Annotated in this window: 23 protein-coding genes; 9 read left to right on the top strand and 14 right to left on the bottom strand. The window is 64.7% G+C overall.

The annotated features are described in order from the left end of the window. The first annotated feature begins 82 nt into the window (after positions 1-82). Positions 83-2,419: a helicase-associated domain-containing protein gene (locus E1H16_RS17835; protein WP_134325282.1), complete on the top strand. Its 2,337-nt coding sequence runs from the start codon at positions 83-85 to the stop codon at positions 2,417-2,419. Positions 2,420-2,425: 6 nt separating this feature from the next. Here E1H16_RS17835 and E1H16_RS17830 read toward each other — a convergent pair whose 3' ends face one another. From E1H16_RS17830 to E1H16_RS17800, 7 genes are read right to left on the bottom strand one after another with little or no spacing between them, the layout of a single operon-like run. Continuing rightward, positions 2,426-3,400 (bottom strand): hypothetical protein, encoded by a 975-nt coding sequence (locus E1H16_RS17830; protein WP_134325281.1) that lies wholly within the window; start codon positions 3,398-3,400, stop codon positions 2,426-2,428. A gap of 34 nt (positions 3,401-3,434) precedes the next feature. Continuing rightward, the gene (locus tag E1H16_RS17825) at positions 3,435-4,406 is read right to left on the bottom strand and encodes a M56 family metallopeptidase (protein ID WP_134325280.1); all 972 of its coding nucleotides are present in this window, start codon (positions 4,404-4,406) and stop codon (positions 3,435-3,437) included. 7 nt (positions 4,407-4,413) lie between these two features. Further along, entirely contained in the window at positions 4,414-4,812 is a 399-nt protein-coding gene (locus E1H16_RS17820; RefSeq protein WP_208379153.1) for a BlaI/MecI/CopY family transcriptional regulator, read from the bottom strand. 26 nt (positions 4,813-4,838) lie between these two features. Beyond that, positions 4,839-6,506 carry a thiol reductant ABC exporter subunit CydC gene (cydC, locus tag E1H16_RS17815; protein WP_166741834.1) on the bottom strand — a complete coding sequence of 556 codons (1,668 nt, stop codon included), beginning with the start codon at positions 6,504-6,506 and terminating at the stop codon, positions 4,839-4,841. A 10-nt stretch (positions 6,507-6,516) separates the two neighbouring features. After that, positions 6,517-8,115 carry a thiol reductant ABC exporter subunit CydD gene (gene cydD, locus E1H16_RS17810; protein ID WP_134325278.1) on the bottom strand — a complete coding sequence of 533 codons (1,599 nt, stop codon included), beginning with the start codon at positions 8,113-8,115 and terminating at the stop codon, positions 6,517-6,519. Beyond that, a complete protein-coding gene (cydB, locus tag E1H16_RS17805) occupies positions 8,112-9,146 on the bottom strand; it encodes a cytochrome d ubiquinol oxidase subunit II (protein WP_134325277.1) in 1,035 nt (344 codons plus the stop codon). The genes cydD and cydB overlap by 4 nt, the downstream gene beginning before the upstream one ends. 27 nt (positions 9,147-9,173) lie before the next feature. Then, on the bottom strand, positions 9,174-10,679 hold the full coding sequence (locus E1H16_RS17800) for a cytochrome ubiquinol oxidase subunit I (RefSeq protein ID WP_134325276.1): 1,506 nt from the start codon (positions 10,677-10,679) through the stop codon (positions 9,174-9,176). Between the two features lie 156 nt (positions 10,680-10,835). On the opposite strand from E1H16_RS17800, the gene E1H16_RS17795 reads away from it, so the two are divergent. Further along, positions 10,836-12,560 carry a DNA repair helicase XPB gene (locus tag E1H16_RS17795; RefSeq protein ID WP_134325275.1) on the top strand — a complete coding sequence of 575 codons (1,725 nt, stop codon included), beginning with the start codon at positions 10,836-10,838 and terminating at the stop codon, positions 12,558-12,560. Between the two features lie 139 nt (positions 12,561-12,699). Here the strand turns inward: E1H16_RS17795 and cysE are convergent, their stop codons facing one another. Both cysE and E1H16_RS19085 read right to left on the bottom strand, forming a co-directional pair. Beyond that, positions 12,700-13,551 (bottom strand): serine O-acetyltransferase, encoded by an 852-nt coding sequence (cysE, locus tag E1H16_RS17790; protein WP_134325274.1) that lies wholly within the window; start codon positions 13,549-13,551, stop codon positions 12,700-12,702. 60 nt (positions 13,552-13,611) lie between these two features. After that, on the bottom strand, positions 13,612-13,683 hold the full coding sequence (locus tag E1H16_RS19085) for a putative leader peptide (RefSeq protein ID WP_424948530.1): 72 nt from the start codon (positions 13,681-13,683) through the stop codon (positions 13,612-13,614). Between the two features lie 80 nt (positions 13,684-13,763). Between E1H16_RS19085 and E1H16_RS17785 the strand changes: the two genes are divergently transcribed. Continuing rightward, positions 13,764-14,387, top strand: a complete 624-nt coding sequence (locus E1H16_RS17785; RefSeq protein ID WP_134325273.1) for an HD domain-containing protein — start codon at positions 13,764-13,766, stop codon at positions 14,385-14,387. Here E1H16_RS17785 and E1H16_RS17780 read toward each other — a convergent pair. Further along, entirely contained in the window at positions 14,384-14,647 is a 264-nt protein-coding gene (locus tag E1H16_RS17780; RefSeq protein WP_134325272.1) for a DUF4031 domain-containing protein, read from the bottom strand. The two genes, E1H16_RS17785 and E1H16_RS17780, sit on opposite strands and share 4 nt — an antisense overlap. A gap of 332 nt (positions 14,648-14,979) precedes the next feature. On the opposite strand from E1H16_RS17780, the gene E1H16_RS17775 reads away from it, so the two are divergent. The 5 genes from E1H16_RS17775 (at position 14,980) to E1H16_RS17755 (ending at position 20,689) form a co-directional block, all read left to right on the top strand. Then, the gene (locus tag E1H16_RS17775; RefSeq protein ID WP_134325271.1) at positions 14,980-15,786 is read left to right on the top strand and encodes an ABC transporter ATP-binding protein; all 807 of its coding nucleotides are present in this window, start codon (positions 14,980-14,982) and stop codon (positions 15,784-15,786) included. Continuing rightward, the gene (locus tag E1H16_RS17770) at positions 15,783-16,703 is read left to right on the top strand and encodes an ABC transporter ATP-binding protein (protein WP_243837892.1); all 921 of its coding nucleotides are present in this window, start codon (positions 15,783-15,785) and stop codon (positions 16,701-16,703) included. The genes E1H16_RS17775 and E1H16_RS17770 overlap by 4 nt, the downstream gene beginning before the upstream one ends. Beyond that, positions 16,700-17,575: a branched-chain amino acid ABC transporter permease gene (locus E1H16_RS17765; RefSeq protein ID WP_134325270.1), complete on the top strand. Its 876-nt coding sequence runs from the start codon at positions 16,700-16,702 to the stop codon at positions 17,573-17,575. The genes E1H16_RS17770 and E1H16_RS17765 overlap by 4 nt, the downstream gene beginning before the upstream one ends. Further along, positions 17,568-18,881: a branched-chain amino acid ABC transporter permease gene (locus E1H16_RS17760; RefSeq protein WP_134325269.1), complete on the top strand. Its 1,314-nt coding sequence runs from the start codon at positions 17,568-17,570 to the stop codon at positions 18,879-18,881. Before E1H16_RS17765 ends, E1H16_RS17760 begins: the two co-directional genes overlap by 8 nt. Positions 18,882-19,420: 539 nt before the next feature. Continuing rightward, a complete protein-coding gene (locus tag E1H16_RS17755) occupies positions 19,421-20,689 on the top strand; it encodes an ABC transporter substrate-binding protein (RefSeq protein WP_134325268.1) in 1,269 nt (422 codons plus the stop codon). Between the two features lie 116 nt (positions 20,690-20,805). On the opposite strand, the gene E1H16_RS17750 is transcribed toward E1H16_RS17755, so the two are convergent. The 4 genes from E1H16_RS17750 to groL all read right to left on the bottom strand — a co-directional run bounded on the left by E1H16_RS17750 (position 20,806) and on the right by groL (position 24,825). Further along, positions 20,806-21,543 carry a hypothetical protein gene (locus E1H16_RS17750; protein ID WP_134325267.1) on the bottom strand — a complete coding sequence of 246 codons (738 nt, stop codon included), beginning with the start codon at positions 21,541-21,543 and terminating at the stop codon, positions 20,806-20,808. Beyond that, positions 21,527-22,054 carry an RNA 2',3'-cyclic phosphodiesterase gene (gene thpR / locus E1H16_RS17745; RefSeq protein ID WP_134325266.1) on the bottom strand — a complete coding sequence of 176 codons (528 nt, stop codon included), beginning with the start codon at positions 22,052-22,054 and terminating at the stop codon, positions 21,527-21,529. Before thpR ends, E1H16_RS17750 begins: the two co-directional genes overlap by 17 nt. 45 nt (positions 22,055-22,099) lie before the next feature. Next, positions 22,100-23,005 (bottom strand): ROK family protein, encoded by a 906-nt coding sequence (locus E1H16_RS17740; protein ID WP_134325265.1) that lies wholly within the window; start codon positions 23,003-23,005, stop codon positions 22,100-22,102. A gap of 194 nt (positions 23,006-23,199) precedes the next feature. Further along, the gene (groL, locus tag E1H16_RS17735) at positions 23,200-24,825 is read right to left on the bottom strand and encodes a chaperonin GroEL (protein WP_134325264.1); all 1,626 of its coding nucleotides are present in this window, start codon (positions 24,823-24,825) and stop codon (positions 23,200-23,202) included. A gap of 380 nt (positions 24,826-25,205) precedes the next feature. On the opposite strand from groL, the gene E1H16_RS17730 reads away from it, so the two are divergent. Next, positions 25,206-26,777 (top strand): ABC transporter substrate-binding protein, encoded by a 1,572-nt coding sequence (locus tag E1H16_RS17730; RefSeq protein WP_134325263.1) that lies wholly within the window; start codon positions 25,206-25,208, stop codon positions 26,775-26,777. Positions 26,778-26,855: the final 78 nt, after the last annotated feature.

Below are 26,855 nucleotides of genomic sequence, written 5' to 3'. Positions count from 1 at the left end.
CGGAATTCGCCATTTTACATTCCGCCGACACCTTACCGTCTTCCCGCCGCCTGGTGCCGAGCGGCGTACTACCGTGGATTCGATGACCAGCAGACCTCCCCGCACGCTCGCCGACTGGCTGAGCCGTCAGGACGACGAGTTCCTGACACAGCTGGTTCGTTCGCGCCCCGACGTCGCCTTCCCGCCGCCGCAGGACATGTCCTCGCTCGCGGCTCGGTTATCGGTGCGGATCTCAGTCAGCCGGGCATTAGATGAACTCGATACCTGGACACTGCAGGTACTCGACGGGTTGCTGCTCGGTCCAGCGCCGGCCAGCGTGGACGACGTCGTGGCGATGATGGCCGATGCGCGCCGCGAGGACGTGAGCGAGGCGGTGCAACGGTTGTTGGATCTCGCGCTGGTGTGGGGCGAGCGGGACGCCGTGAACGTCGCTGCCGCGGTGCGCGATGCCGGCAATCGGTTCGTCGGAGGGCTCGGACGCCCCGCTGCGGAACTGTTCATCGCGTACCCCAACGACGACATTCGAACCGTGATGCGCCATCTGCGTCTGCCGTACGCCGCCCAACCGAACGCGACGGCCTTAGTCAGCGAACGACTGCGCAACCGAGCGTGGGTGACCGAGCTTATCGCTGCCGCGCCTGAGGGCGCTAGCGCCGTGTTGGAGCGCCTCTCTGGCGCGATCCCAGCGGGAGAGCTGACGAATGCCGACCAATTGCCCGAACTCGCCGACGAGGCCACTCCGCCGGTGCGCTGGCTACTGGCGCACGGCCTGTTGGCGTACGTCGGACCTAGCCACCTGGAGCTGCCGCGCGAAGTGGGCCTGGCGGTGCGCGGCAGCGCCGCGTTGGGGCAGGCGCTGATTGAGCCGCCGCAGCCGGCGACCGACACGTTGTCGATAGAGGACGCGGATGGGGCCGGAGCGACGAACCTGTTGGAGGTCACCCGCCTGACCGCAGAGTTGCTGCGCTTCGTTGTAGTTGAGGAGCCGCGAGTGTTACGCACCGGCGGCATCGGCACCAGAGAGGCAAAGAAACTCACGAAACTGTTGGGCTGCGATCAGAGCACCACCCATCTTCTGCTCCACCTCACGCATGCGTCCGGACTGCTCGCGCAGACCTCGGCGTACGAGCCGGTGTGGTTACCGACCGCGAAGTATGACGACTGGCTCGACGAGCCGGTGGAGCAGCAGTGGAGCGTGCTGGTGCGCGCGTGGCTGCAGATGTCCGAGCTGCCCTCGCTCGCGGACGGCGACGGCGGCGTGCATGCATTGTCGGAGGGGACGAAGCGCGTGGGCGTCGGGGCCCTGCGCCGGCGGGTTTTGCAGACTGCCTGCGATCTCGGGGCCGGTCGGATCGCCGATCTGGACGCCGTCACTGAGTTGATGCGGTGGCGGTGGCCGAGGCGTGCCCGGCCCGGCGCCGATGCATATATCCAGAGCACGCTGCAGGAGGCCGAGTTGCTCGGCGTGACCGGCCGCGGGGCGTTGACGTCGATGGGTCGCGCGCTCTTGGATGACGCGTTGGATGTCGCGGCCGCCGCGCTGCGGGCGCTACCGGAGCCGGTGGACGCCGTGATTCTGCAGCCGGATCTCACCGCCATCGCGCCCGGTCGGCTCTCCCCCGGGTTGGCGCACGATATGCACCTGGTCGCCGATCTGGAGTCCGCGGGCGGTGCTGCCGTGTTCCGGATTTCAGATTCGTCGCTGCGCCGCGCATTCGACGCCGGACTGTCGGCGGCCGACGTCCATCGGCTGCTGACCGAGCGGTCGATGACGCCTGCGCCGCAGGCGCTGACATACCTCGTGGACGACATAGCGCGTCGACATGGCGCGTTGCGAGTCGGTGGGGCGTCGGCGTACCTGCGTTGCGATGACGAGGCGACCATCGAGTTGCTGGAATCGCACGCGGCGTTGTCACACCTGCGGTTGCGCCGACTTGCGCCGACGGTTCTGTTGACGACTGCGGAGCCCGCCGAACTGATGCGTGCCCTGGATGCGGCCGGCGTGACACCGAGCTACGAGAACGACCTGGGCGTGATCGAGGCGGCCATCGAGCATCCGCCCCGCGCCCGCCCGCGAGTTGAACGGGCCAGTCGGCCACAGACTTTGACGGATGTCGACCTTGAAGCCATCGTGCATCGGCTGCGGACCGGCACCATCGCGTCCGCCTCCAGCGAAGCCGCGCGCTCAGACTCCGCGGCGTCAACGTCCTCGACGCTCGCGCTGCTGAAAGAAGCCGTCGAACATCACGAACAGCTCAGCCTCGATTACGTCGACGAGAACGCGCGAATGTCGACCAGGCTGGTCGCGCCGTCGCGTATCGAGGGCGGATTCCTCTATGGCTATGACACGGCGGCGCGCGAAGTACGGCGGTACGCCGTACACCGCATCATGGCCGCGTCCATCGCTTTCACCGAGTAGCGGCCACTAGGCCTGGATGCTGCGGCAATCTCGCAGGCTCAGTCCCAGCGGTTCCCAGTTCCATCCCGCACTCGTGCCGCTGCCAGGCGCGAACGCCTCGGAAATCTGCGCCGGATCGCCCGAACCGAGCGCGTCGAGTCGCTTCGCATACACCGCTTCCTTTTCAGCGGCATACTTCTGTGCTGCCTCCCACGCGGCCGGATCCGGCGGCGATGCGTTAATCGACTCCAGGTCGCTGGCGGTCGTTGCCCATTCCGCGCGCAACGCCTCGAGCGCATCGGTGGCCTGATCATCGACATCGATCGGCTCATCCTCAAGCACCTGCACCACGAGGTCGAAATTGACGTCAGCGAACGACTCATAGTCGAGTTCCCCGCGCCGCTCGACGATAGCGGCGCAGGTCATCGCGACCGTGGCGACGAAGTCGTGATGCTTCGGCGGCGGCCCGGGCTCGGCGGCGAGACTCTCACAGTCGCGCCCAGCGAGGTCCAGTTCCACGAGCGCGGCGGTGTACTCATCACCGGGCTGCGGTGGCGCGGTGTGCTCGTAGGAATCCAGGGGCCAGGTTTCACCGGCCAGATCGGCGAACATTTGGTAACGCTCGACCCGCAGTTGCAGTGGGCTCACGACCTCGAGCCATGCCGCCGAGTCATCGGCGTCCTCCAGGGTTTCCAGTTCTGCCAGGAATTGCGCGACGCCGTTCTCGAGATCCTCGCTCCAACCAAGCAGGTCGCTCTCGTTTGGCGAATCGCCACCCATGGCAGCGGCCAGTACTTCGACCAGCGCTGATTCCGCCGCGTTGAACACGTCCGGGTCACGCTCATTGAGGACTTCAGTACACACCGCGGCGTACTCGTTACTGACCGGCGACCGTCCCGGCGGTGTGCTGGGCCCTGGCGCACTGGCCGAGCCGCAGCCCACGAGTAGCGCCGTGAGCATTGCTCCGCCTGCGATCGCTAATGCGGAGTGCTGTCGGCGCATGACCGATAGCCTACTTTTCGTCGCCACGGCGGGTTCAGGCAGCGATCGCCAGCGCGATCAGCACCGCAGGAGCGGCAAGCACGGCGACAGAGAAGGCGTACATCAGCGCGTCGAGACCGCGCGGGGACGCGCTCGCGGTGAGCAGTCGCATCCGCGTGATGGTGGCGCCGTCACCCGATGCCGGCCTCGGCGTCCCCGGCGGTGCCGCGGTCGGCGTCCCGGGCAGTGCCGCGGTCGGCGTTTCGGTCCCGCTCGCGACACCGCGCCGCTCAGTGTCGCCGCTCGGTGCGTGTTCGTCGCCGGCGTCAGAGCTCGGGGCCTGCGCCAGTGCCACGAGCGCCCTGGCGAGTGGCACGGTGCCAACGTCCCGACGAGCGGCGCGGTCGGCGAGCACCTCGATGAGTAGTTCGACTTCACGCAACGCTTGCGGCGCGCGAATCGGTGGCGGCGCTGCGCGATGCAGCACGCTGAAAAACTCCAGAACCAGGTCGTGTCGCTGATGTAGGTGGGTCCGCTCGTGCTCGAGAACGGCCTGCAGTTCTGGGGCGCTGAGCCGGCTGAGCGTCCCGTCGGTGAGCACGACGCGCCCACGTCGGCCCGGTACGCAGTACACGGTCGGGGTCTCGTGTGGCAGCACCCGGTATCCACCGCCGGCGAGAACTTCATCGCGGCCAACTAGTTCAATCAATTCGCGGTGTCGCCGGCGTGCGGCGCGCAGTCGCGTACCGACGAGGTGCCCATTCACCAGCAACGAGATCAGCACGAGCCCGCTGACAGCAACGGCCAGGACGTCGGCGGCCGGCCGAAAGGTCCCGTTCGCCGGCCCTAGTTCCGCGACGGCGACCGGCGCCGCCGCCAGGGCCGCGGCGACACCGGCGAGCGCAACCGCTTGCCAGGCGAGGAGGGCAGGCATGGGAGCGCGCCGAAAACCGACCCGTCGCGCCATCACGCGCGGGGCGAGAGCGATCAGCACTACCGCGAGCGCCGCCAGCGCCAGGCCGTACATGCTCGGGTCACTCTTCGACGGCCGCGCGACGTTCGACGTCCGCCAGCGCGGTGCGCAACTCGTCGAGTTCGGCCGGTGACGCCTCGTCGAGGAAGTGCAGGATTGCCACGCGGCGTTCGTCGCGATCGAGGTCGTCCAGCGGACCACGCATCGCGCGCGCGGACACCTGCCCCCTGGACTGTGTCGGCAGATAGCGCCACGCCCGCCCCTCGCGTTGACGACGCAGGAAGCCCTTGTCGGCCAGTCGACTCATCACGGTCATCACCGTCGTGTAGGCGAGTTCGCGGCCGGTGAGCCGCTCCAGAACTTCGCGCACCAGCATTCCGTCAGCTGGGCCATCCCACAGGATGTCCATTGCGGCACGTTCGAGTTCGCCGAGTTGGTGTCCCACCGGACGTGGCATCATCGACCTCCTTCGCACCGCTGGCACCACTAGCCTACGGAATATGCCGGACCGGCGAGTTCCAGCACACGATCAACGTGGTGGAGTCCGTGTTCGCGATGCGTCACCATCACCACGGTCCGGTCCTCGGCGGCGGCGAATAGGTCCGCCAACACCGCCTCGGCCGTGGACAGATCAAGGTGCGCGGTGGCCTCATCTAGCAGGATCACCGGCCGGTCCGCGATGAGAGCGCGCGCAATCGCGAGCCTCGCGCGTTCTCCCCCAGATACACCACGGCCGCCGAATCCCAGCCGGGTGTCCAGTCCTGCGGGCAACTGCGCGAGCCAGTCGCCGAGCCCGGCCAGACGCAATCCAGCGACGAGCGGCCCATCACCGCCTGATCGCGCGTGGTTCGGAAGCGCGATGCGCAAGTTCTCGCGAACGGAGGTGGCGAAAATGTGCGGTTCATCGTCCACCACAGCGATCTGGGCGCGCACGCGGTCGATCGACATGGTGCGCACGTCCACCCCATCGATCTCGATGCGCCCATCGCGGGGATCCAGGTGGCGGGCCAGCAGCGCCAATAGCGTCGATTTCCCGGAGCCGTTTTCGCCGGTTATCGCGACCTTGCTGCCGGGCGGCAGGTCCAGGTCGATCGGACCGACCGCGGTTCGGGCGTGGTCCGACCAGGCCGCGGTCACACCCGACAGGTGGAGGTGCGGTGCGCCGTCGTTGACTGCGGCGTCGTCATCATCGACGTCCGCGACGGCCGGAGGAAGCTGTAGTAGATCCGCGAGTTGACGCGCACTGGCTGCCGTCTGTGCGCGGGCCGTCATGGCCTCCGATAGCCCGCCAAGCGTGTCCACGAACGCCACCGGCACGAGGAGCAGAAGCGCTTTGATCTCGATGTGCAGGTCGGCATCGCGCAAAATCAGCGCAGTGGCCGCGGTCGCGATACCCGTCAGAAGCAGAATGCCCGCAGCTGTCAACGCTTGAAGGCGTCCTTGCCTACCAAGCGCCGCTTCGAGGCCCCGTTGGGCATCCTCGAGTAGTTGCAGTGCGGCGTCCCGCCCGCCGATGGCCGCCAGTTCACCGGAGTGCGCCGCAATCAGACTGGATCGGCGGCGAACGGCGTACCTGGCGGTGATGAGTTCACTTTGGCTACTGCGCTGCGTTCGACCGACGAGGCTCAACAGCATTGCCGCGGCCATGAGAAACACAGCGAGCGCTAGCCCCGCCTGCGGCAACAGCACGCTCGTCAGCGCGAGCGCCGCGAGCGCGGCGATGACCGCAGCGCGTATCGGCACGCTCACCCGCACCGATGCGTCACTGACCTCACTCAGATCGTCCACCGCGCCGGCGAGGATCGCTGCTCGGTTGCGCTGGCCGAGTCTGGCTGGAGTGAGCGGGACAAGTCGTTGATACATCCATGCGCGGGCGCGCGCCAACTGTGCCAGCGCCGCGTCGTGGGAGGTCACGCGCGAGGCGTACCCGAAAGCGACCCGCGCCATCCCAAACGCCCGCACCCCCACGATCGCGACCATCAGGGTCAGAATCGGCGGCTGTTGGGCGGCCCGCACGATCAACCATCCCGATGTCGCGGTGAGAGCGATCCCCGATATGGCTGCCATCGCCGCGAGGATCGACGGAGGCCATTGACGCGGGTCACGACTCACTGACCGCAGGTAGGTCGTGACATCGCGTGGCGTATCGGTCATCATCATGTCCTCATACACGGTCTAGTTCGCGTGTCGTCAACGCGAGATCCAACCGCGCGTCGGCGCGCGCCACCAGATCTGGATGGTGCGTCGCGACAACGACGGTCCGAGTTTCCGCCGCCTCGGCGATGATCGCGTGCACGAGATCTAGCGAACCCGGGTCAAGGTGGGCACTCGGCTCATCGAGCAGTAGGACGGGAGCCGCGGATAGCAGCGCACGGGCCATCACGACGCGGGTGCGCTGCCCTGCGGACAGCCCGAATCCGTCATCACCGATGATCGTGTCGAGCCCATCCGGCAACGCCGCGATAAGCGTCGCGAGGTCGACTCGATCGATCACGTGATCCAGTTGATCTCGTCGCGCTACGGGGGTACCGAGAAGCAGGTTCTCGCGCAGCGTTCCCGACCAAAGGAACGGTCGTTGCGTCACCAGGTGCACCTCACCGCCTCGACTGATAGCACCACTTTCTGGTTCACGCAGGCCAGCGAGCACCTCCAAAAGCGTCGTCTTCCCGCTCCCCGAGGGGCCGGTGATCGCCAACAGCCCACAGCCGATGTCGACGTTGATCGCGGTGAACACCTGCCTCACCGATCCCGGATATGCATAGGCGATATCCGTTGCGCGCAGTGTCGATGTGCCCTCGCGTCGAGCCTCGGCCCTCGGCTGATCGTCGATGTGACGAAGGATGTCTTCGATGGCGACGGCGCCATCGGCAGCTGCGTGGAACTCGGTCCCGACCCGGCGCACCGGCCAGTACGCCTCGGGAGCAAGCAGAATCGCTAACAGCCCCACCTCCAGATCGAGGTGCCCGTACACCAGCCGCAGCCCCACGGTGACAGCGACAATCGCCACACAGATCGTGGCCAACAGTTCGAGGGCGGCCGAGGACATGAATGCGATCCGCAACGTGCGCACGCTGGCGCGGCGGTGCCGGTCGCTGACCGTGCGGATAGTTTCGACCTGGCGGCGCGCCCGTCCGTACCCGACGAGGGTTGGCAGCCCTTGGACGACATCCTGGTAGTGCCCGGCAAGATCGCGCAGCGTTTGCCACCGCGCCTGAGTGTGATCGCGGGTTCGCATCCCGATGATCGCGGCGAAGAGAGGAAGCAGCGGCACCGTAAACGCGACGATTCCCGCGCTGGGCAGATCCACGAACGCGAGCGTGATGATCGTTAGTATCGGCACGGTCGCGGCGCCGACGAGAGCGGGGAGATACCGGGCGACGTACGGCTCGAGTGACGTCGGCGCCTGACTCGCCAACGTCGCTGCTTCGCCAGCGCCCGAGGGGGTGCTTGCGGGACTGCTCAGCCACGCCGCGAGCAGCCGCCAGCGTAGTCGCGTCTGCACCGTGGCACCCGCTCGCGCCCCGGCCCACTCCTGGGCGCCGCCGCACAGGGCCCGGGCAGCGAACGCGCCAGCTGCTACAGCTGCCGCGAGGACAACTCGATCAGCGGACTCTCCTCGCACGACGGCGCTCAGCAACGACGCGAGCGCAAATGCTGTCGCGATCGTCGCGATTCCTTGCAGGACAGCGATTGCGCCGAGCCCAATCAGCGGGCCACGGACTTCGGGGGCTGCACGCAACAACCGCGGATCGAATGGTTTCATTCTCCCACCGGTCCTGTCGCAGCCGGGATGTGCTGGGTGCCGATCCGTTTACGAAACACCCAATACGTCCACGATTGGTACAGCACTACGACCGGCGCGAAGACCACCGCAACCCAGGTCATGATCTGCAGCGTGTACGGCGTACTCGCTGCGTCGGCCGCGCTGAGCGACCACTGCGGATTCGGTGCGCTGGGCATGACGTCGGGAAACAGCATCGTGAAGTACGCCGCCACAACCAAACCGATGGCCGCGAACATGCTGGCGAATCCTCGACCCTCACGGCCGCGGGCGTTGTAGAAAATACCGGCCATCAACGCGAGGACGACGATGCCGCTCAGGACCCAACTGGCGGTCGTACCAGTGCGCAGGCCGAGCCAGACGAGCAGGAAGCTGGCCAGCGTGAGTGCCAGGAGGCCGAACTTACTGGCGATCCGACGAGCGTCATGACGAATTTCCCCGGTCGTCTTCAGCGCCACGAACAGCGCACCGTGGGCGACGAACGCCACCGCGAACGTAACACCGCCCAGCAGGGCCAACGGGTTGAACAGAGTAAGCAGACCGCCCACGTATTCGTGGTCCGCATCGAGGGGAACCCCCGCGACGATATTGGTGAGCGCGACACCCCACAGCAGGGCGGGCACATAGGACCCAACAATGATCGCGGCGTCCCATCGCGCGCGCCATCGCACCCCGTCTCGCTTGTGCCGGTAGTCGATGCCCACGTTTCGGATGATCAGCGCGGCGAGAATGAGCAGCAATGGCAGATAGAAGCCGCTGAACAGCGTCGCGTACCACTCCGGAAACGCGGCAAACATCGCACCTGCAGCCGTCAGCAACCACACCTCGTTGCCATCCCAGACCGGACCGATCGTATTCAGCAGGACTCGCCGTCGCTGATTCCGCTCGTGCTCATCGCGTCCACGACCGAGCACCGGAAGCAGCATGCCGACGCCGAAGTCGAACCCTTCGAGAACGAAATAACCGGTCCACAGCACGCCAATGATCAAGAACCACACGGTGACGAGATCCATCTGGATTCCTTTCCTAGTGGGCGTTGCTCAGTAGGCGAACGCGAGCGGGGCGTCGTCGTCCGCGTCGTTGGGTTTCGCCGGTTCGGTAAACGGCTCGAGGCCCTTGCGTACGTAATCCCGGAACAGTTTCAGTTCGATGGCGGCGAGGACGGCGTAGAGCACGGTGTAGACGCCCATCGAGATGAGCACCTCGGTGGCGGTCGTTCCCGGCGATACACCCGATTGCGTGGTGAACACGCCGTAGACCACCCACGGCTGACGCCCCATCTCGGTGAAGATCCACCCGAAGCTATTAGCGAATATTGGCGCGAACGGCGTCAGTACAGCGATCGCGCCGATCATTCGGCCAGTCGGGGGTAGGGCACCTTTTCGCGTCACCCACAACACCAGCGCCGAGGCGGCGGTCGTGGCGAACCCCAGGCCCATCATCAGTCGGAACGACCAGTAGGACATCGGGATGTTCGGCGTGTACGTCGCATCGTAGGTGCGCGAGTCCGGATCTCCGCCGTACTGCTCAATGTACTGCTCGCGAAGGTCATATATACCTTCGATCTCGGCGTTCCAGTCGCCCTTGCCCAGGTAGCTCAGTAGTCCGTGAACCTGAATCCAATGCACGGCGTTCTCGCCGTTGAGGTCACCGGTGGAGAATACCGAGAACGGCGCGGTCGTCGAGGTTTCGTAGTGTGCCTCGGCCGCAGCCATCTTCATTGGCTGGACGTCAGTCATAATTTTGCCCTGGATGTCTCCAGTGACGATGATGCCGACACTGGCGACCAGGCAGACCAGCGCACCGGTGCGTGCCGCGCGTCGGTAGATCGGGACATCCGCCAGCGATGCGTTCTCGACGCTGGAATCCGCGCGTGAGTCTTGTCCTGTGGACTCGGGATTCTGCGCCGCGTCGAGGATTCCCCGCCTCGCTTTCCACAGCCCAACGCCCATGACGACGGCACCACCGACCATGTACGACGCGAACGCGACGTGCGGGAAGGTGACGAGCTGAACCTTGTTGGTCAGTATCGCCACGAAGTCGGTCATCTCGGCGCGACGGGTGGTCTCATTCAGCCGATAGCCGACGGGATTCTGCATGAATGAGTTGGCCGACAAGATGAAGTACGCCGACAAGAGAGTGCCGATATGCACAATCCACATGCAAGCGGCATGCAGGCGCTCCGGGATACGTCCCCACCCAAAGATCCACAGGCCAAGGAAGGTGGATTCGAGGAAGAATGCGAGCAACGCCTCGAGCGCCAGCGGCGCGCCAAACACGTCGCCAACGAATCGGCTGTAGTCCGACCAGTTCATTCCGAACTGGAACTCCTGGACGATGCCGGTAACGAGGCCGAGCGCGAAGTTGATCGTGAAGAGTTTGCCGAAGAACTTCGAGAGTCGTAGCGCGTCCTCGTCCCGTTTACGCACCCACCGAGCGTGGTAGTAGGCCACGATCGCCGACAGGCCGATCGTCACCGGCACGAATAAGAAGTGATAGACGGTGGTGATGGCGAACTGCCAACGCGCGAGGTCGGTCGCGTCCATGCGAACTCCCGGTAAGACAAGCCTGCTTACTACGGTCGGTAGTAGATACTACACGCCGTAGTAATTTGTCGCCTGCCCCGAGTTTGGCTCCGGCGGCGCCCGCGCCGAATGCGGATTATCCTGGTGGATTGCAGCCCGACCCGAGAGGATGCGCCGATGACCGGTGGACCGCTGATCGTCCAGTCCGACAAGACGTTGTTGCTGGAAATCGACCACGAGCAGGCGCAGGCGTGTCGATTGGAGATCGCTGCGTTCGCCGAATTAGAACGCTCTCCCGAACACGTGCACACCTACCGACTGACGCCGCTCGGCCTGTGGAACGCACGAGCCGCCGGTCACGACGCCGAGCGGGTGGTCGACGCCCTGGTTCGCTTCTCTCGATTCCCGGTCCCGCAGTCGCTGCTGGTAGACATCGCCGAGACGATGGATCGCTACGGTCGGCTGCAATTGCAGAAGCACCCCTCACACGGGCTGGTACTACAAACGACTGATCGCGCCGTCCTCGAAGAGGTGCTACGCAACAAGAAGATCCAGCCGATGATCGGCGCCCGGATCGACGAGGACATCGTCTCGGTACATCCGTCCGAGCGCGGCCGCCTCAAACAAGCCCTGCTGAAGATCGGTTGGCCCGCAGAGGACCACGCCGGGTACGTCGACGGCGAAGCACACCCGATCGAACTCGTGCAGGACGACTGGTCGCTGCGCGATTACCAACAGCAGGCAGTCGATGGCTTCTGGGCCGGCGGCTCGGGAGTCGTCGTACTCCCCTGCGGCGCTGGCAAGACGATGGTCGGTGCCGCAGCGATGGCTCAAGCGAAGGCAACGACGCTCATCCTGGTCACCAACACCGTCGCCGGGCGGCAATGGAAACGAGAGCTCATCGAACGCACCTCACTGACCGAAGAAGAGATCGGTGAGTACTCCGGCGAGAAGCGCGAGATCCGGCCGGTGACGATTGCGACGTATCAGATCATGACCACGCGCCGCAAAGGCCAGTACATGCACTTGGATCTGTTCGACTCGCGCGACTGGGGACTCGTGGTGTACGACGAGGTCCATTTGCTGCCCGCACCGATCTTCCGGCTCACGGCTGATCTGCAGTCACGCCGACGACTCGGACTCACCGCGACCCTCGTGCGCGAGGACGGCCGCGAGGGCGATGTGTTCTCCCTGATTGGGCCCAAGCGGTACGACGCACCGTGGAAGGACATCGAGGCGCAGGGCTGGATCGCACCCGCCGTTTGCGGAGAAGTGCGAGTGACGCTCACCGACGCCGAGCGGATGGCGTACGCGACTGCCGAAGCCGAGGAGAAGTATCGACTGGCGGCGACCGCGCGCACCAAACTCCCGGTGGTCAAGAAACTGGTAGAAAAGCACGCCGAAGAGCAGACACTGGTTATCGGTGCCTACCTGGACCAACTCGACGAAGTCGCCGAACACCTCGGCGGCGTACCCATCATCCAGGGCAAAACACCGAACAAGGAACGCGAGAGGCTATTCGACCAATTCCGCACCGGCGAGTTACGAGTCCTGGTGGTCAGCAAGGTCGCGAACTTCTCCATCGATCTGCCAGAGGCGTCGGTCGCGATTCAGATCTCCGGAACGTTCGGATCTCGGCAGGAGGAAGCGCAGCGGCTGGGACGAGTCCTGCGGCCGAAGGCCGACGGCAAACAGGCCCATTTCTACACGGTCATCAGCCGGGACACGATCGACGCCGATTACGCCGCGCACCGCCAGCGGTTCTTGGCCGAGCAGGGTTACGCGTACACCATCGTGGACGCTGATGACGTGATCGCCGGACCGCTACCGTTGGCGAACAGCGATTTTGACGCAGATCTCGCCGCCGATCTGTCAGCCGAGCTCGATCGCGACGACGATTAACAGGCCCGTCATCGACCAACCGAACGCCGCACAAGGCAGCAAGGTGGTTCACCGACAGTCGCGACCCGCGCAGTCGCCCACCGTGCTCCCTCGGGCGATGACCGATTGAGATGCGCTCGACGACCGCGCGGGGACTAATTCAAGCGCGTTCGGACTCGGATTCGGCTTCGCTCTCCCACCGGGCCAGCGAGTCAACCAGGTCACGCTCGCCATCGAAGGACTGGTCCATCTCCAATGCCGGGAACGAGTGCGCCGGGAAGCTGACCGGCTTGGCCGGGATACCGGCAACCGTGACGTGCGGCGGAACCGGATCCAGTACGACACTGCCCGCACCGATCTTGGCACCATCGCCGACCTTGATGTTGCCGAGCACCTTGGCGCCGGCGCCGATCATCACGCCCCGCCCGATCTTCGGGTGGCGATCGCCGTCCTCCTTGCCCGTGCCACCGAGGGTGACCTCGTGCAACATGGAGAAGTCGTCGTCGACGACGGCCGTCGCGCCGATGACGACGCTGGTGGCGTGGTCGAACATGATGCCCTTACCGATCCGCGCCGCGGGGTGGATGTCGACCGCGAAGACTTCGGAAATGCGCCCCTGCAGGTAGGACGCAAGTGACTCACGTCCACTCAGCAGCAGCGAATGCGCGACGCGGTACGCCTGGAGCGCCTGAAAGCCCTTGAAGTGCAGCAGCGGCGAACTATAACCGCGGCATGCCGGATCACGAGTGGCTACCGCTTGAAGATCGGCGATGAGCGCACGCTCGAGTTCGGGATCAGCGAACGCCTCGCGGGTCAGCGCGGCGATCTGTTCAGCCGATACGTACGCGGCGGCGAGTTTCGCGCCGAGCACGGCCGCGAGCGCTGCGGGCAGCGAGTCGTGCCGCAGAATCAATTTGGTCAGGTGCGCGCGCAGAACGGGCTCTTCGTGGGCGTCCCGAGCAGCTTCACGCTGAATCTGCGCCCACACCTCATGGTCGGAAACGGGGGTCATGGCAGTCCTCTGTTGGGTGCGAATCTGAGTTCGTCTGCGCCCGAGAACCGGACGCGTCCGCTAGCAACAGAGAGCGCTGCTCACCCGCAGTAGGTCCACGTGACGACGGCTGAACGCATACTCGAAAGTCACCGTTCTCGCCTCCCTCGCATGATTACCTCACCGACTCAACACCAGCCACGCGGCGTCTATTCCCTGCCTACCATCGTCGCATGGAGTCGACACGCCTGCTGGACCTCTGGACACCGTACGCCGGTGATGATGAACTCGCGCGCGCAGAGTGGAGTGATCTGATCGAGCGCTGGAGCGAACCGCATCGCGCGTATCACAATCTGGAACATCTGTTGCTCATGCTCGAGTTACTGGCGGCGCAAAATGCGCACCCGCACACGATGCTGGCGGCGTGGTACCACGATGCGATCTACGACCCCACGTCGTCCACCAACGAAGCCGACAGCGCCGACCTCGCGCGCGAATCGCTCACCAGACTCGGCAAAGCGGACGCCACGGACCGGGTTGCCAACCTCGTTCTACTCACCGCGGAGCACGCGGACCCGCCCGACGACGAAGCTGCCCTGCTATTGGACGCCGACCTCGCGATTCTCGGCCAGTCGCCCGCGATCTACCTGCGGTACGTCGAAGCAGTACGCGCCGAGTATTCGCACGTCGGCGATGACGACTTCCGCGCAGGCCGCAGCAGCGTCCTGCGCGATCTACTCGAGCATGAGCGGCTGTTTCAACATCCAGCGTTTCGCCATCTGGAAGATCCGGCGCGCACGAACCTGACGGCCGAGCTCACGGTGTACGACGCGGCAGAGCCACCCGGCGACGACTAGCGCAGGTGCTTGGGCGCCCGCAGCCCCGCGGTCCGCAGCAGCCGAACGATGTCGCGGGAGGAGACCGGCACGGCACCGTACGCCACGACCTCTTCCCAGCGATCCTCGGGGATGTCGTAGTGGTCCCCGTCAAATGCCTGCTCCGGGATGTTGAGCGCACGGGCGGCGGTGTGTAACTCATCGAAGGTGCTGTCGGCGATCAAATGCGCCCACATTCTGTCTCGCCACGGCCAGATCGGGCGATCGACGTACAACCCCATATTGCTACCTTATCGCGGCGCGTATCCGCAACACCGTCTCCGGCCGGGCGACCGTACTCCGTGGTCACTCGTCCCAAATTTTGAGACATTCGGCGTCACGGGTGACCCTGCACGAATCGATCTGTACGCTATGCGCACCGCGTGCTGGGTGGTTCCCGGCTCAGATATCGGAACGGTGAAATTTGACAGCGATGTCGACCGGATACTGGTCACGCGGTGGTGGCGTAAGCCACTATTCTTTGAGCCCCAGTCCTCCACTGGGGCTCAGTTAATCCGACAACATCACCTACCCGGTCGCGCGGTAAGCGATCGGAACCAATCGGGGGAGGCCCGTGCTAAGCATCAATGACGTCTCCGTGCGCTACGGCAGGTCAGTCCAGGCCCTGCGCAACGTGAGTTTCGACGTGCCCGAGGGCGAGGTGGTCTGTGTTCTCGGCGGAAACGGAGCTGGCAAGTCAACGTTGCTGCGCGCTATCTCGGCGACGCTGAAGTTGCACCGCGGCACGATCACCTCGGGCAGCGTCTCGTTCGACGGCCAACGGATCGATCGCATGGATCCCGCCCGTATCGTCGAGCACCAGGTTATTCAGGTCCCCGAGGGCCGTCAGATCTTCGGGCGCATGAGCGTCGACGAGAACCTCCGAGCCGGCGGTCTGACCGCGAATCCAAAACGCCGCGATACGGCCCGCGACCGGGTCTACTCGCTGTTCCCCCGCCTTCAGGAGCGTTCCAAGCAGCCAGCTGGCCTGCTGTCCGGCGGTGAGCAGCAGATGCTCGCCATCGGTCGCGCGATGATGACCGAGCCCAAGGTGCTGCTGCTCGATGAGCCCTCGCTGGGTCTGGCCCCGCAGCTGATCACCCGGATCGGACAGATCGTCACGATGATCAACGAGGAGTACGGCACATCGATCCTGCTCGTGGAGCAGAACGCGGCGATGGCGCTACGCGTCTCGCACCGGGCCGTCGTACTCGAGGTCGGCCACCTCGCGCTGCAGGGCAAGTCTGCCGACCTGGCTAATTCAGAAGACGTCCAGCAGCTGTATCTGGGCGGGCACGGCAGCAGCGAGGAGACCGAAGCTGCCGAGCAGCGCATCAAGAACCGGCCGCCTCGCCGCAAGCTCGGGGTGTGGGCCGGATGACCGAGAAAGAACCCATGTCAGCACAGAGCCAGCTCGATCCGACGATCAGCAGCGCAACGCGCGAGGCCACCAAGGCCCTCGGCGTACCGCCGCTGGTGGTCGACGACGTCAGCGTGCACTTCGGCGGTATCGTCGCCCTCGATCACGCCAGTTTCACCATCCAGCCAGGCACCATTCACGCGCTCATCGGCCCGAACGGCGCCGGCAAGTCGACCTGCTTCAACGCGATTACCGGCGTGTACAAGGTCAAGACCGGCAGCGTGAAGTTCGGCGAGCACACCCTTACCGGGTTGCACCCGAGCAAGATCGCCGGCGTCGGAATCGGGCGCGCCTTCCAAAACCTCTCGCTGTCGCCCACCTCCACGGTGCTCGACAACGTGATGCTCGGGCGCTACCACCTGACGAAGGGCGGATTCTTCTCATCCGCGCTACGGCTGCCGTGGACCATGAAGGAAGAGCGGCGACATAAAGAACGCGCCGCCGCAATCTGCGAGTTCCTCGGCATTGCCGACCACCTCGATGATGCCGCCGGCGTGCTCTCGTACGGCAACCAGAAGCGTGTCGATATCGCGCGCGCGTTGGCTACCGAGCCGAAGTTGCTGATGCTGGACGAGCCCGCCGCGGGTATGAACAGTTCGGAGACCGCCGAACTCGCCGACCTCATCGAGGACGTCCGCGACGAAATCGGCGTCTCGATCATGCTCGTGGAACACGACATGAGCCTCGTCATGGGCGTCGCCGACCACATCACGGTCCTTGACTTCGGCAAGCGCATCGCGGACGGCGTCCCCTCGGAAGTCCAGAACGACCCAGCCGTTATCCGCGCGTACCTCGGTGCCGAGGAGGACGAGGTCGACTCCACAGAAACGGATGACGTGAACCTTTCTGCCACCCTCGAAGGCGAGGCTGACCGATGAGCACATTCCTTCAGGTCCTCATCACCGGCCTCGGCCGCGGCGCGGTGTACGCGCTGCTCGCGCTGGGCTTCGTGTTGATCTACAAGGCCACCGAGGTCATCAACTTCGCGCACGCCTCCCTCGCCCTCGTCGGCGGATACATGGTGTTCGTGCTCGAACCGCACATCGGCTGGTTCCCGGCCGCTATCGGCGGCATCCTGTGCGCCGGCGTACTGGCGCTGATCATCGAGCGCGTTCTCATCAATAACGCCAAACTGGCCGCACACGACTCGTTAGCGATTATGACGATCGGTCTGGATACGATCTTGTTCACCGAGATCATCCGGCGACTAGGCGTGTCGGATAATCCGAACCTGTTCCCATCAATCTCCCCGATCAAGATCGGCGCCGTGAGCATCCAGGGCATCTACCTGGCGAGCATCATCACCGCGTTGATTCTGATCGGTGTCTTCATCACGATCTTCCGCAAGACCAACTGGGGCACGTCGATGCGCGCCCAGTCGGAAAACAAGGAAGCAGCTTCGTTGATGGGTATCCGCTCGGGTCGCGTGACGGCGTCGGCCTGGTTTATCGGCGGCATGCTGGCCGGCGTCGCGGTGCTCTTCGTCGCGTCGCCGTCCTTCGCAGGATCCGGCCTTTCAGCCACGACACACTCGATCCTGCTCGTCGCATTCCCCGCCGTCGTCATCGGTGGTTTGAGCTCGATCGAGGGCTCCATCGTCGGCGGTGTGATCGTGGGCCTGACCAACTCGTTCGGCGAGTTCTACGTCGACAAGTTGTTCGCGACCGTTGCCGTGTACGTCGTGATGGTCCTCGTTTTGTTCTTCAAGCCCTCTGGCCTCTTCGGAAAGGTGGAGCAGCGTCGTGTCTGATACCAATACCGCGACTCCCGACCTGGGCGACCTGTCCTCCGATGAGGACGTCAAGAAGCTCGTAGCACCATCCACCTGGCGGCGTTGGCGACTGCCAATCGGCATGCTGATCTACGCGATCGTCATGTTCATGGCGCCGCTATACCTATTGCCCGCTGACCTGTCGAACGGCCAGGCGGTCATGGCGGCCGCAGTCGGCGGCTTCGGTCTGACCATGTTGCTCGGCCAGGCCGGTCTGCTGTCGCTGGCCAACGCCGCGTTCATGCTGATCGGCGCGATCTCCTACACGGTGTTCGCGGCCGAGTCCGATTACATGGTGAACACCGACGGCGTCGAGGAACTTCAGCACTTCGGGTTCGGCCTCCCGCCGATTGTTGCGCTAATTCTGGCCATCCTCGTCGGCGGCATCGTCGGAGCGCTGTTCGCGCCGATTTCTAGCCGCGTGAAGGGCATTTACCTCGGTCTGGCGTCCATCTCGCTGGTCTACATCATGTTCTTCGTGTCGAAGAAGCTGCCGTCGCTGGCTGGGCACGCCTCTGGTCGCGCGGTACCGGACTTCAACTTGTTCGGCTTCAGCGTGAACCCGGCCGAGGGTGTACCAGACCTGTTCGTCATGAACGTCGAGATCGGTCGGTCCGAACGGCTGTGGTGGCTGTACGCGATCCTGATGGGTATCGCTTACGTGCTCGCTCGCGGCGCGATCAACGGCCGAATCGGTCGTGCGTGGCGCGCGGTTCGCGATAACGACGCGATGGCCACGGTGATGGGCGTGAACGTCCCGCGCACCCGCATGATGGCGTTCGTTATCTCCTCGTCGTACGCCGCACTCGCTGGCGTCATGTCGGTCTGGCAGCTGCAGCTGCTGACCCCCGACGAATCCGCTGAGCAAGGAAAGTTCTCACTACTGACGTCGATCTCGTACCTCGCGCTGGTCGTGATCGGCGGTATGGGCTCACTGCTCGGCGCGGTCATCGGTGCGTTCATCGTCTTCGGCATGCCGCCGATTCTGAATGCCATGATGCAGAGTGGCGGCGCAGCCGCGACCAGCGGTACGGCGTTCTCCCCGACGGTCATTGCGACGTTCATCTACGGTGCATTGATCGTGTTGATCATCATGTTCGAACCTCGAGGGTTCGCCGGTATAGGCGACCGATTACTGGGCCTCTTCTCCAAGAAGCCCTCGCGTGCGGCTACCGGCTCCGCTCAGGACGACGCGAACGCGTCAAACGGTGCGGCGACGTCGAGCAACGCCGCGAACTCGAATGGCGGGTCGAATGACGCTCCACCGGATGGACGAGAACCGTAAGCACGAGCGTTGACACAACTGAATATGCGTAACGGTGGGGCCGTCCAGCAGGTGCTGGGCGGCCCCACCGTTCTGTATCGCGAGGAGCGATGCGGTCAATTGCGGCGGTTGCGGCCGAAGGCGGCACCGGACCCGCACGCTGCCACCGGCGCACACGCCTCAACTCGGGCAATCCCACATAGTGGTGAGGTGTGCGCATCGCGGCCGCCAGCGGCCTACAGGCCTAGAAAGATTACGACTTTGACACGAACGTAAACCATTGTTCAATTTGGATATCCGTGTGACGCCCATCTCGTTACTCTCCAGTTGCCCAGCATCGTGGAGAGGAGTGGCGTGAGAGGTCGCACGATCAGAGTCGTCTCGCTCGCGCCGCGTTCGCTGGATGCGACACGAAAGCACCGGACGACTCCGGTGGTGGTGGCGGCGCCGCCGATGTCAACGAGGCTGGCGGAGTTTCAGCCAGCAGATCAGAGTCGGCGAGAATCCCTTTCCACGCCAAGAGAACATGACCCAGTTGGGCCAGAAAGAACAGGGAAGCAATGCAGAAGAAGATCACTGTCGCGGCAGCAGGCATCACGGCGCTCGCGCTGACCATCACCGGTTGCTCGACCAAAGCCAGCGACGACAACGGCGGCGGTGGTAACGGCGGCAGCGGCGACGTCAAGGCCGACATCGGCGTCACCGACGACACCATCACGCTCGGCTCGCTGGCCGATCATTCCGGTGTTTTCAAGGTGCTCTCTCTGGCGTTCACCGCCGGTCAGAACATTTGGGCTGATGACGTCAATGACGAGGGCGGAATCTGCGGACGCCAGATCGAGATCCTGGAGAAGGACACCGGCTACGAGGTCGACAATGCCGTGCCGCTGTATGAAGAGATCAAGCCGGACGCAGTCGGCATCATCCAGATGGTTGGCTCGCCGATCCTCGCCGCGCTCAAGACTCGAGTCATCCAGGACAAGATGATCGTTTCCCCCGGATCGTGGGCGTCGGTGAACCTGGATGCCCCCGAGGTCATGATGGTTGGCCAGACCTACGACGTCGAAATGATCAACGGACTCACCTGGCTGATGGACGAGGGCAAGATCGCCGAAGGCGACAAGATCGGCCACATCTATACCGATTCCGAGTACGGGCAGAACGGCCTGATGGGCTCGAAGTACTTCGCCAAGGAGCACGGCCTGGACATCGTCGAGGCACCGATCGGTGGCACTGACACCGACATGACCGCGACCGTCACGAAGATGAAGTCCCAGGGCGTGACCGCGATCGCGATCACCACGCCCCCGGCCGCGGTGTCCTCGACCGCCGTACAGAACGTGGCACAGAATCTCAACGTGCCGATCATCGGTAGCAACCCGACCTTCTCGCCGACCATGTTCGACGATGAGACGGTGACCGAAGGCCTGAAGCACTACCATCTGATCTCCTCGGTCGCACCGTTCGGCGCCGACAATCCGCTGGCGGAGCACGTTGCCGAGAAGTACGCCGAGATGACCGACGAGGACCCGAACATCGGCGTGATGCAGCAGTACGTCACCTCGCTCGCGTGGCAGGCCGTGTTGGAGCAGGCGTGCGAGGACGGCGACCTGACCCGCGACGGTCTACTGGCCGCCAAGGACAAGGTCGACCAGGTCGACTCCCAGGGCCTTGGTGGCGCACTGGACTTCACCGTTCCTGGTGCACCGTCCAGCCGCGAGACCTACATCCTGGCCGCTGACCCCGAGGCACCCGACGGCTTGTCGGTGGCTGCGGACCTGTTCTCCTCTGAGGACGCCCAGGCGTACGTCGCTCCGCACCAGAAGTAGCTAACGCACAAACAACACCAAACGGGCAGTCAGGCCGCCGGCCTGACTGCCCGTTTGGTGTCTGAACTTCCGAGTAAGCCTGCTCGATTGCGCGTTGGCGAGCCCGCCGCCGATGCTCAGTTGTGAATGCGAGCCTCAACATCTCTTCCGAGACGGATGAAGAACAACGCGGCGGCCGCCAACGCGATGACCCCGGAGGCAATCCCCAACCACACACCCGCGGCATATTCCTGCGTTGCCGAATCCTCCGAGAACGTCGCGTCCCCGAACGCCATCAGGCTGGGCACAGCGAACACTGCGCCGAGAGCTCCCGCGCAGAGCATTCCGAACGCGTCACAGCGCAGGCTGCGTCCGATCCACGCCACGATCGCACCGCCCGTCGCGCACACCAGTACCAGGATGAACAGGATCAAACCGACCGGCAGCAATGCGGACTGCGTCCCATCCGGAGTTTCCGTGGACGCCGCGCCATGTATCCAGAAGCTGAACACCACCTCCATATCGGAATCGGGCCCGATGCTCTGCCGCACGCGCTTCGTCGGCCAGATAAGCGCGAGCGCCCCCAGTAAGACGGCGAATAAGGTCAGCCCGACGGCGATCGACGGCGCGCGACGCACCGGACGCGCGCCAACGGCGGCGACATGCGGAGCCGAGGCCATCGGATTCTCGGCACCCGTGTGCGGCGGCGCACTCGCGGACCCGCCGGCGACCAATCCAGCTTGCTCGGTGCTACCTCGGCGCCCGGGCGCCGTCGGCGCTCCCGGAGCGGTTGGCGGGCTCGTCGGAATTGCCCCCTGCTGACCGGGTGTGTCGTACTTCGGACCGTAGGCCCCGTGATCATGCCGCGCCGCCATCGCAGCCTCCCAATCTGAAGGTCTCTATCGGAACATACCGAGGAGCGCGTCCAGGTTCGAGGAAAGAGCGGAACATCGACACCTGATCGACACACCACGGCGCGCTGGTCAGCTCGGCAAGTTCATCGACGACCCCCGTCAGATCCACCTGCTGACGCGAGCGCGCGACGGTGAGATGAGGCGTGCTCTGCAGCGGGGCCAAGCGTGTCCAGGACCGCGCATCGCACTCCACGGCGGCGTACAGCACTTTCGCCATCCAGACGTGCGGGAAGCAGCCGGCGCCGCGAAGGCGCACCTCAAAGGGATCGAGCCGCGCGCACCGATCACGCCAATGCTCGATCTGGCGGTCGGCTTCACGTTCACCGCATTCGCCTAGAAACCGCACGGTGACATGCAGATTGTCGGCGCGCACCCAGCGCAGGTCAGTGCGGATCTCGCGCAGCACGTCCAGGCGCTCATCCAACCCGTCAATGATGTCGGCCGGTGGCGTGATAGCCGTGAAGAGTCGCATGTCGAGACCTTATGTCTGTACTGCGCTCAGTCGACGTGCCAGCGCTCAGTCGATCCCCAGACGGGCGCGCACATACGTCGCCGCGCCGATCAGTGGTGCATCGCCGCGCAGGGCGCCGAGCAGCACCGGCACCTCACGTAGCGGCTTCATCACCTCGCCATGAAATGCCTGGGCCACCCGGTCGGTGTATCGCGGGCCGATCCCGCTCACTCCGCCAGTGAGCAGCAATAGATCAATGTCGAGGGCGTTACCCACGCCGGCCACTGCGCGGCCAAGCCAGGTCGCGGCATCGTCGATCACGCGCGCGGCAATCAGATCGTCATCCTCGGCTCGCGCAGCCAGCGCCGCTAGCGAGAGCGCTTGCTCGCCGGTCTCGGCGGCGTACCGCGCCTCAATGGCGGGTCCGCTGGCCACTGCCTCGAGATGGTCGCTGCGTCCACAGCCGCACGGGTGCACACCGTGAGCGCCGACCAAGAGATGGCCGATCTCACCCGCGGTACCGTGCAAGCCTTCCTCGATCCGGCCGTTGATCAGCAGTGCACCACCGATTCCGGTGCCGATGCTCACCACGAGAACACGCGAGAAGCCCTGTGCGGCGCCATGAGCCAATTCCCCAACACCCGCGGCGTTCACATCGTTGGTCACGGCGTACGGCACATTGAAGTGATCGCCGATCCGCGGGCCGATGGCGGCGCCTTCGTACTCAGGCTTGCTATCGCTGGCGACAACCAGACCGTCGATCGGATGGATAGTGCCGGGCGACCCGATACCGATCGCGTCAATGCTGTCGTCCCCGATCACCTCGCCCAGCAGCGCGATGGACGCCGAAATCACCTCGTCGGCAGCCGCAGGCGCCGGTCGCTCGAGACGGCGCTGTACGACGAAATCGCGCCGGACGAGCCCCGCCACCAGGCTGGTACCGCCGATATCGAGTGCCGCCGTGAACGCCATACGTTCACATTATCGGTGCCCGCCTACGCCGGAGGAGATGGCTACCGGCCCGAGATCGCCCCCCCTGTCGGGGCGCATCAGGTGGCACCCAGCGCCGGCACGAGTGGGCCGAGGCCGGATCGAGTGGCCAGCGCCCGGAACGACAGTGGGCCCCGACCTTGCGGTCGGGGCCCACTGGTAACTGCTGAGCGGACTTAGAAGCCCATGTCGCCCATGCCACCGGCGTCCGGCATGGCCGGAGCGGCCTTCTCCGGCTTGTCGGCGACGACTGCCTCGGTGGTAAGGAACAGCGCGGCGATCGACGCGGCGTTCTGCAGCGCGGAACGAGTCACCTTGACCGGCTCCATGATGCCTTCAGCCAGCATGTCGACGTACTCACCGGTCGCAGCGTTCAGGCCGTTGCCGATTTCGAGGCTCTTGACCTTCTCCACGACAACGCCACCCTCGAGGCCAGCGTTAACGGCGATCTGCTTCACCGGCGCCTCGATGGCAACCTTGACGATCTGCGCGCCAGTGGCCTCATCGCCGGCCAGGTTCAGGCCGTCGAACGCGGTTGCACCAGCGTTGATCAGCGCGACGCCACCGCCAGGCACGACACCCTCTTCGACGGCTGCCTTCGCGTTGCGAACGGCGTCCTCGATGCGGTGCTTGCGCTCCTTGAGCTCAACCTCAGTCGCGGCGCCAGCCTTGATGACGGCGACGCCACCGGCGAGCTTCGCCAGGCGCTCCTGCAGCTTCTCGCGGTCGTAGTCGGAGTCGCTGTTCTCGATCTCGGCACGGATCTGCGCTACGCGACCGTTGATCTGGTCGACGTCACCGGCGCCCTCGACAACGGTGGTCTCGTCCTTGGTGATGACGACCTTGCGTGCGCGGCCCAGCAACTCGAGGCCAGCGGTCTCCAGCGACAGACCAACGGTCTCAGAGATGACCTGGCCACCGGTCAGGATCGCGATGTCCTGCAGCATTGCCTTGCGGCGATCGCCGAAGCCGGGGGCCTTAACAGCAACCGACTTGAAGGTGCCGCGGATCTTGTTGACGACGAGGGTCGACAGCGCTTCGCCCTCGACGTCCTCGGCGATGATCGCCAGCGGCTTACCCGACTGCATAACCTTCTCCAGCAGCGGGAGCAGGTCCTTGACGTTCGAAATCTTGCCCTCGACGATGAGCAGGTACGGATCGTCGAGGACGGCCTCCATACGCTCCGGGTCGGTGACAAAGTAGCCCGAGATGTAGCCCTTGTCGAAGCGCATACCCTCGGTGAGCTCGAGCTCAAGACCGAAGGTGTTGCTCTCCTCGACGGTGATGACACCTTCCTTGCCGACCTTGTCCATCGCCTCGGCGATGAGCTCGCCGATGGCCGGGTCAGCAGCCGAGATACCAGCGGTAGCGGCGATCTGCTCCTTGGTCTCGACCTCCTTGGCCTGCGCGAGGAGGTTCTCGGTGACCGAGCCAACCGCAGCCTCAATGCCCTTCTTCAGCGACATCGGGTTTGCGCCGGCGGCAACGTTGCGCAGACCTTCACGCACGAGCGCCTGAGCCAGAACGGTCGCGGTGGTGGTTCCGTCACCAGCAACATCGTCGGTCTTCTTGGCAACTTCCTTGACGAGCTCGGCGCCGATCTTCTCGTACGGATCCTCGAGCTCGATCTCCTTGGCGATCGACACACCATCGTTGGTGATGGTGGGCGCGCCCCACTTCTTGTCGAGAACGACGTTGCGGCCCTTCGGGCCGAGCGTCACCTTGACGGCGTCGGCAAGAGCGTTCATGCCGCGCTCGAGGCCGCGACGAGCCTCCTCGTCAAATGCGATCATTTTCGCCATTGACTGCATCCATCCTTATTACGGGAAGTATTTATGCCACGCCCCATAGGTGCCCGCGACGGACGACAGCCGACACGCACACCCGAACTGTGAGATCCGCTCACGGGACGCGGCGTACGTCGTACTGCCTCACCTGGAGGCCGACAACCGCAACGTTAGCACTCAACCGTCGAGAGTGCTAAAGCCGGGCGAGCCCCAATTACGGGTCGACCGCACAGCGACTGGAAACGTGGTCGCGGTCACAATAATGTAACAAGTAATCCATACATTTCCCCCGGCGAGCACGCACGGCAATACTGCGAGGTGGCCCGCGCCACATTCGCCGCGGCGCCCCCATCCGGATACCCCATTGAGCGGGTCCATTTTTGCAAGGAGGACTCATGCGAAGGTCGCTCACGTTCGCCGCCGGGATCATGGCGGTCGGTCTACTGCTCGCCGGGTGCGGCGACGCCCCGGCAGAGAAATCGGAGGACCTGGAGGAGTACCCCAACTCGATTCCGCTCGCCGACGACTTCAACCCGGACGCCCACTTCGAATGGGCCTACACGGCGTTCGCGTCCAGTTGGGACCCCGCCAAGAGCGTCACCGGCGGTGACATCAACTTCATGGAACCGGTGTACGACCGACTGCTGGCCGAAGGGGAGGACGGGATCCCGGTCCCGATGCTCGCCGAGGAGTTCACACCTTCGGACGACAACAAAACTCTGTCGCTCAAACTGATCGAGGGCGCGAAGTTCTCGGACGGAGAGCCGTTCGACGCCGAAGCCGTCAAGTTCAACCTGGAGCGGTACAAGGCCGAAGACAGCCGGATCAGCGGCGAGGTCTACCAGATCGAGTCCGTCGAGGTCACCGGCGAATACACCCTCGATCTGCACCTTTCCGGCGGACTTGGCTCGCTCGTGTCCGGGCTCGCCGGGCGCGCGGGCATGATGGTCTCCCCCAAGGCTGTCGCCGACGGCACGATCGACACCGAACCGGTAGGAATCGGCCCGTACGTGACGACCGCGATTGATCCCGGCAGCAAGGTCGATTATGAGCTGACCCCCGATTACTGGGACCCGGAAGCGCAGAACGTCGCCACCCGCACGTACCACTACATGCCTGACGACCAGACTCGCTTCAATGCCTTGCAGTCCGGCGAACTCAATGGTGCCCAGATCAACGCCGACCAACTCGATACCGTCTCCAACGCGGACCTGCAGGTCACCACTGCGCCGAGCCCGATCTACGTGTACTTCATGGTCAACACCGCCGAAGAGCCGTTCGGTGACCCCGAAGTCCGCAAGGCGCTAAACATGGCGATCGACCGGGAGGCGATCTCCGAGGGCCTGTACGACGGGTACTGCATCCCGCAGATTCAGCCGTTCCCGCCGGCCAGCCCCGGATACAGCGAGAAGATCGGCGACGGACTCGACATCTTCCCGTACGACCCCGAAGAAGCGAAGAAAATCCTCGAGGACAAGGGCGTCACCGACCTGGACATCACCACGGCCGCGCCGAACGTCACGCTGTACACGAAGTTCGCCGAGGCGGTCCAAGCGCAGCTGGCCGAGGTCGGGATCAATATGGAGATCCACGCGCAGCCTCCGACACCCCAGGTGCAGGAGTTCGCGATCGACAAGGTCACGCCGACGTTCACCTCGGTCTACACCGGCATCAACGACCCGGACGCGATCATGAGCCGCTACCTGGCTCCGACCGCGCTGTTCAACCCGGGCGGTGCCGAGTACCCCGAACTGATGGAGTACGCCACCGAAGGCGCCGCGTCGATGGATCCCGCGGAGCGGACGCCGGCGTACGAGAAGTTCATGGACGCGTGGGTCGAGAACCCGCCGCACATGATTCCGGTGTGCATGTCGTACCTGGCGGCCGGATTCCAGGACAACGTGTCGGGCGTGATGCAAATGCCTAGCGGGCGCCCGAACCTGCGCTACATGGCGATCAGCGACTAGCTGTGATGTCCAGGCAGGTTGTTGAGTCTGCTCATTGGTGGGGCTCCGATTGCGGTGTGGTGCCTGTGGTGATTGTAG

It is taken from the genome of Cumulibacter soli (assembly GCF_004382795.1).
GTDB classification, from domain to species: Bacteria; Actinomycetota; Actinomycetes; order Mycobacteriales; family Antricoccaceae; genus Cumulibacter; species Cumulibacter soli.
Note: the sequence above shows the minus strand (reverse complement) of the source record. Positions and strands in the feature narration are given on the sequence as shown.